Raw genomic sequence first — 5,584 nt, 5'->3', positions numbered from 1 at the left:
CGATGCACTGGTTCGACACGGCGGGCAACGGCAGCGTGACCCAGGCCGGCAATCGCGGCAACGACAGCGATGCGATGAACGGCAACGCCGTCATGTACGACATCGGCAAGATTCTCGCCGTGGGTGGCGCGCCGAGCTATGAGCAATCCAATGCCACGTCGGACGCCACGCTCATCGATATCAGCAGCGGCACCGCGAGCGCCGTGCCGATTCAATCGATGAACTACCAGCGCGCCTTCAACAACAGCGTCGTGCTGCCGAACGGACAGGTCGTCGTGGTGGGCGGCCAGGCCTTCGCGCAGCCTTTCTCGGACGATACGGCGGTGCTGGCGCCGGAGCTGTGGGATCCAACGACGAAACGTTTCTCGGTGCTTGCGCCCCAGGCGATGCCGCGGGTCTATCACAGCTTCGCGCTGCTGCTGCCGGACGGGCGCGTGCTGAGCGGCGGCGGCGGACTGTGCGGCAGTTGTACGGCCAACCACGCCAACGTCGAGATCCTGACGCCGCCTTACCTGCTCAATGCGGACGGCTCGGCGGCAACGCGGCCGACCATCAGCGCGGCGCCGACCGAGGCCCAGCTCGGCACCTCGATCGCCGTGACGGCCAGCAGCGGCGTGAAGGCGTTCGCGCTAATGCGTCTGTCGTCGGCCACGCACTCGGTCAACAACGAGCAGCGGCGCGTGCCGGTGAGTTTCACGGTAGGCACGGCCGGCGAATACCTGGTGACGATTCCCTCCGATCCGGGCGTGGTCATACCCGGTTACTACATGCTGTTCGCCCTCAGTGCGAAAGGCGTGCCGAGCGTCTCGCGCACGCTGCGCATCCCGTGATGGCGTCATGGTCGCCACCCCGGGCCGCACGGGCGGCGCTTGGTTTCGCCCTGCTATGCGTGGCAGGTCTGGCCAGCGCCGTGCAGTCGTGTGATCCTGCCAATCTGGGGTGCGCGATTTTCAACGGGGACCATGCGATGTCAGCGCACCTGCGTGACGACGATCACCCGTTGCCGGCCTGGACTACCCGATGCATCAACTGTCACACTCAAACGGCGTCGACCACGGCCTTCGCCCCGCCGTTGACGCCCAGCTATCTGCTCGATGCAACCAGCCGCCGTGGCGGCCCTCCGACTCGCTATAACCCGGCGACACTCTGTCGCGCGCTCAGGGACGGCATCGATCCGGCCAACGTCATGCTGCGCAAGTCCATGCCTCGCTACGAGCTTTCCGACACCGAGTGCGCGGCGCTTTGGCGTTTCATCACCAACGACTAACCTGCAGACGCAAATCGCGCGAGCCATTTGCCACGCCAATTCGGCACCCGTTGCACGGCGCTTGCGTGGCCGACCTTGCTCGCACCCGACGCACGTCAAGTCGAGGCTCGCCTAGCCGTTCAGTTGCCCCTTGAGCCGCGCGCGGTGCGCCGCGACCTTCGCGCGGTTACCGCAGATCGCCATGCTGCACCACCGGCGCGCGTGACCACGCGCGTGATCGGCAAACATCAAGGTGCACGCGGGAAAGAACGATCCGTTTTTTCTGCCGGCCGGCGCCGAGGCATTCAAGCGCGACATCCCGAACGCCGAGGTGCGCTTTTTCGATACGGGTCACTTCGCACTGGAAACGCATGCGGCAGATATCGCCGCGGCCATTTCCGGATTTCTGATTCGCTGAGCTGCAAATGCCAGACGGTTGTTGTCCACTCAATCGATATTCGAGCGGCTCATTCACGAGTCAAGGAGAGAGAAAATGTCCAGCAAGGTAGCCATTGTGACAGGCGAGAGCCAGGGGATTGGCCTCACAGCAGGGAGAGCAGGCCCACCAGGATGAGGCTGGACGCCCAGATTGCATCCAGGTTGAACCAGCTCCGTGACACGAACTTCAGTCCCAGATAGCGGTAGACCAGCCAGGCGAGGAGTCCGCCGACCAGCACCATGGCGGTAGCGTGAACGGCGGAGACGAGCAGCGCCATGCCCAGATTGGCGCCGATCAGCGTTTGCGCGGCCTGGTGGCCTTGGTCGAGATCATAAGACCGGCATAGTCCGAGGTAGATCGGCACGAGCATCAGTCCCGCACCGTGCGCGATGGCCACCGCGAACGACCACAGCGCGAGCCGTGACGGCGGGATCCGCGCGAGAACACGCGGATGGCGTCGCCGGATCAGCAGGAAGACGCCGAAGCCCATCACGAGAAGCCCCGCGCCGACCTGGATCTGACGTTGCCAGGCGAGCAGCATGGCCAGCACGGCGAACGGCATCATCACCGCGAACATCGCCAGCACATGTCCCGCCGCGAGGAAGACGAGCGCGGCGAGCAGCGCCCGCGCGCGTCTTTGCATCAGTCCGTTCGACACCGCGAGCGGCCATCCCATCGCCGGATTGACGCCGTGAAACAGGCCGCTGGCGAGGACGGCCAACCAGAGGCTGGTCTGCGACCAGCCGCTCCCGATCAAACGCCCACCGACGGATAACAGAACGAATCGGTCGAGCAGTCGCCGCCATCGAGCCGGATCTGGTGGGCCCGGTATCCGTCCGGGAAGTCCACCCAGTAATCGTCCGCCAGCGTGAGGCCGCCGCCGGGCTCGGCCCGCGCCATGACCTGTGCGGCAGGCACGCCGTCCGGGTAGAACTGGTTGTCCCAGGTCGAATAGAGCGAGTTGGTCCAATAGACGCGCTTGCCGTCGCGGCTGATCTCGACCATCTGCGGACCGCCCGCGAAGACTTTACCGTTCGGATGAGGCGTGCGCCGTGCTATCCCGCCGATGTGGACCGATCCTGTGAGCTTCGGCTTGCGGGGTTCCGTCACGTCGTACTGGCGCATCTCGCCGGTGCCCCAGCAGGCGACGTAGAGGAATTTGTCGTCGATGGACAGATCGATATCGGTGACGAGCGGCGGCACCGCGCCGAATCCCTGCAGCAACGGCGGAAGCAGTTCCGTGGCGGCGGGCTCGGGCGGAATGGTCGCGGTCTTCTCGATATGGAACGCTCCGCCTTCGCGCCACCAGGTCCAGATCGATCCTTCCAGGTTCGTCGTGTCGACCACCACGCCGATAAAGCCGTACTCCCGGCTGGGATCATGCGCGGGCCGCACTTCGAGCGCCATCTGGTGGTTCGCGCCGAGGTCGAGTGTCTGCACGTTGCGCCTGCCGCGCAGGTCCCAGAAGTGGATCCGGTGGCCGTACTTGTTCGACAGAAGGTCCTCGGGGACGATCCCGTTCTCGAATTGCGGCGGCAACGCCCACTCGCTCGACACCATATAGTCGCGCGGCAGGTTCCACCAGAAGTCATAGTGTTTCTCCTGCAAGCCGCGATCGATCTCCCAGCGGCCGAGCACCTCGAACGTTTCGCAATCCATGATGAAAATACCCGGCGGCCCGTCGGTGCCGTCCTGCCCCGCGCCGCCGAGCGTACTGACGTAAATGCCTTCCGGCCCGCAATGGACCGTATGCGGACGCGAGTAGCCCGTCTTGCGGAAGATTTCTTCCGGCTCGATGATTTTGTGAATCCGCGCCTGGGTCGGATGCGGATGCGTGTCCACGATGTAAATGCGTGAGGAACGCATGCCCGGAATGATCAGATAGCGTCGTTCGAGGAAGGCGTGGCCGGTCAACGGCGACAGTGCCGACGAGCAGGCATTCCAGCCGAAATGGTGGAATTCGTCTCCCTTGTACGGCACCGGGACCGTGTGAACCACCTGGCTGTAAGTCGGCGAGCCTGGCTTCACGTCGACGACGGCGAGCGCGTCGGGCTGCGAGAAATCGGGGCTGAGCAGCACGGTGTAGGCGTACTCTTCCGCGGGCGCATCCATGGCGAGTTTCGGTGAAGCGTGGAACGTAGGATCGGGGCGCATACCCATGACGGGAGTCTCCTTTTAGGGTGCGGGGGCGGCACTCAGTATTAGATGTAGTCCACCGCTGAAGTGAGAGCAACCGAAAGTTTTGTTAGCCGTCCGAATGCCCAGGCATTTTGCCTGATCAAACGTCATATCTGACGCGATAGCAGACGTCCTGCCTTCCTCGCATTGTTGCGTCTAACCTCCGGCGTGACATCCGGGCGACGTTCCGCCGCGACCGTCCAGCATAGCCTCAACGGGACTTCGCCCGCGAGCGCTACCTGAGATTCGCGGCATCCAGTGAGTTGTTGCCCGGCGACCCACACCCTCGTGCGAAATGTTGGCCGCTGGCGAACGAGCTTTTCCGGCAACGGCAAGTCGTACGTTTGCTATTGAACTGCGGCAGCGTGCTGGCCTTCGCCTGGAGCGGACGTCGTCGCGCCGCGAAAGATCGCTGCGGGGATCTTTCCGTGGGTGATATTTGAAGTGGCGCTATTGCTTCGGTTCCCTGACGATTTACAGAGAACGTGTGGTTTTTCTCGCAGCGCAAGTTTATCGAACGGGGTGCGCCGCGACAGTTCTTCACCGCCTTCCAGCATGAACGGACTCAGCGGTTCTTGTGAGCCATCAAGGAAGCAGTTTGACGCTACTGCGGAGAACGACGAGCCTGCGCGTCGACCGACGCTTTGCCGCCAGGCGTGTCGGCTGCACCCGCGCCCGCCTTCACGCCGCCGTCGGCCTGCGGCACTTCGATTGGCTTGACGACGACGGGGGCGGTCCCGTCTTCTTTCAAGCCGAGCTTGTCGGCGGTCTTGGGCGTCACGTCGACGATGCGATTCTTCACGTAGGGGCCGCGATCCCTGATTTCGACCGTCTCGCTGGCGCCGTTTTGCAGGTTCGTGACCCGGGCCTTGGTGCCGATCGGTAATGTCTTGCTCGCAGCGATGTTGGACTGCGGATCCATAGGCGTACCGTCGGCCATTTTTTTCGTGTAGAAGTTTCGGCCGTAATAAGAGGCCCTGCCCTTGCGTGCCTTGCCGGAACGGTCAAGAGCAGTGTGGGGCGTTGCCTTGGGGCTCGACGGCGCGGCATCGTGCGTCGCGGCCCTGGAGTTCGACTGAACGGCATCGTGAGTTGCCGCCTTGGCGGGCGCCGGCGCGGCATCGTGAGTTGCCACCTTCGAGCTCGACTGCGTGACATCGCGCGTCGCCGCCCTGGAGCTCTCCTGTGCGACATCCTCAGTGGTGCTTGCCGTCCTGGGCGCCGGAATTGCCGTACCCAGGCCGCACGACAGGACCAGAAACAGAGACGCCCTCCAAACCCGCACGGGTTGCGCTTTCAGACGCACGCATTGCGCTTCGAGAAGTCGACCGAGCCGCCGATTCTCCCTGGTATGAAGATCATTTGCCATCGCCCCTCCTTTTAGTCTGTCAAAAGCAGCGGGCACCTGATTCAGCGAACGGACCTCTGAATGACGGGTGTATGCAAGATGCCGGTACGCAATCCGCATTCCTGTCCATTGACTGTTGGCGCATGCACCGGCCAACAGGTCATGGCGGCGTCGGCGTCGCGCCATCCCGGTTGCGTATCCTCGGATCTCGTGTTTCCGGCGAGCCGCGCCACCCCGAAACTGCGCGCGTTTATCGACCAGGTGGTGGCCGAATTCGGGCCGCACGTCGCCTGAAAGGAGCCGCCGCACTTAGCTGGCAAGCGCCCTCCGCGACCCGCCAATCTTCACCCATTCACCGCTAGAATTGCCGGCT

6 protein-coding genes and 2 pseudogenes are annotated in these 5,584 nt (G+C 63.8%); 4 read left to right on the top strand and 4 right to left on the bottom strand.

The features are described 5' to 3' along the window. Positions 1-830: galactose oxidase early set domain-containing protein (locus QOC89_RS22890; RefSeq protein ID WP_323047102.1), on the top strand; the 830-nt coding region annotated here is incomplete at its 5' end. Between the two features lie 137 nt (positions 831-967). Then, positions 968-1,267 (top strand): hypothetical protein, encoded by a 300-nt coding sequence (locus tag QOC89_RS22885; RefSeq protein ID WP_323047101.1) that lies wholly within the window; start codon positions 968-970, stop codon positions 1,265-1,267. Positions 1,268-1,378: 111 nt separating this feature from the next. On the opposite strand, the pseudogene QOC89_RS22880 reads toward QOC89_RS22885, so the two are convergent. Then, positions 1,379-1,510: pseudogene (locus QOC89_RS22880) on the bottom strand (CGNR zinc finger domain-containing protein); the annotation flags it as partial. Between QOC89_RS22880 and QOC89_RS22875 the strand changes: the two are divergent. Beyond that, positions 1,509-1,664: pseudogene (locus tag QOC89_RS22875) on the top strand (alpha/beta fold hydrolase); the annotation flags it as partial. The pseudogenes QOC89_RS22880 and QOC89_RS22875 sit on opposite strands and share 2 nt — an antisense overlap. 124 nt (positions 1,665-1,788) lie before the next feature. Here QOC89_RS22875 and QOC89_RS22870 read toward each other — a convergent pair. The 3 genes from QOC89_RS22870 to QOC89_RS22860 form a co-directional block, all read right to left on the bottom strand. Next, complete coding sequence (locus QOC89_RS22870; RefSeq protein ID WP_323047100.1) at positions 1,789-2,442, bottom strand: hypothetical protein; 654 nt, start codon at positions 2,440-2,442, stop codon at positions 1,789-1,791. Beyond that, complete coding sequence (locus tag QOC89_RS22865; protein ID WP_323047099.1) at positions 2,439-3,845, bottom strand: selenium-binding protein SBP56-related protein; 1,407 nt, start codon at positions 3,843-3,845, stop codon at positions 2,439-2,441. The genes QOC89_RS22870 and QOC89_RS22865 overlap by 4 nt, the downstream gene beginning before the upstream one ends. Positions 3,846-4,467: 622 nt before the next feature. After that, positions 4,468-5,232: a septal ring lytic transglycosylase RlpA family protein gene (locus QOC89_RS22860; protein ID WP_323047098.1), complete on the bottom strand. Its 765-nt coding sequence runs from the start codon at positions 5,230-5,232 to the stop codon at positions 4,468-4,470. Between the two features lie 60 nt (positions 5,233-5,292). Between QOC89_RS22860 and QOC89_RS22855 the strand changes: the two genes are divergently transcribed. Next, positions 5,293-5,505, top strand: a complete 213-nt coding sequence (locus QOC89_RS22855; RefSeq protein ID WP_323047097.1) for a hypothetical protein — start codon at positions 5,293-5,295, stop codon at positions 5,503-5,505. The last annotated feature ends 79 nt before the right edge of the window (positions 5,506-5,584 follow it).

Origin of the sequence: Paraburkholderia sp., assembly GCF_034668105.1 — a bacterium.
In the GTDB taxonomy this organism is placed as follows: Bacteria; Pseudomonadota; Gammaproteobacteria; order Burkholderiales; family Burkholderiaceae; genus Paraburkholderia.
Note: the sequence above shows the minus strand (reverse complement) of the source record. Positions and strands in the feature narration are given on the sequence as shown.

Coding starts and splice junctions, on each gene's coding strand:
- QOC89_RS22860 (WP_323047098.1), bottom strand. CDS start 5,232: ATGGCAAATGATCTTCATACCAGGGAGAATCGGCGGCTCGGTCGACTT.
- QOC89_RS22865 (WP_323047099.1), bottom strand. CDS start 3,845: ATGGGTATGCGCCCCGATCCTACGTTCCACGCTTCACCGAAACTCGCC.
- QOC89_RS22885 (WP_323047101.1), top strand. CDS start 968: ATGTCAGCGCACCTGCGTGACGACGATCACCCGTTGCCGGCCTGGACT.
- QOC89_RS22855 (WP_323047097.1), top strand. CDS start 5,293: ATGACGGGTGTATGCAAGATGCCGGTACGCAATCCGCATTCCTGTCCA.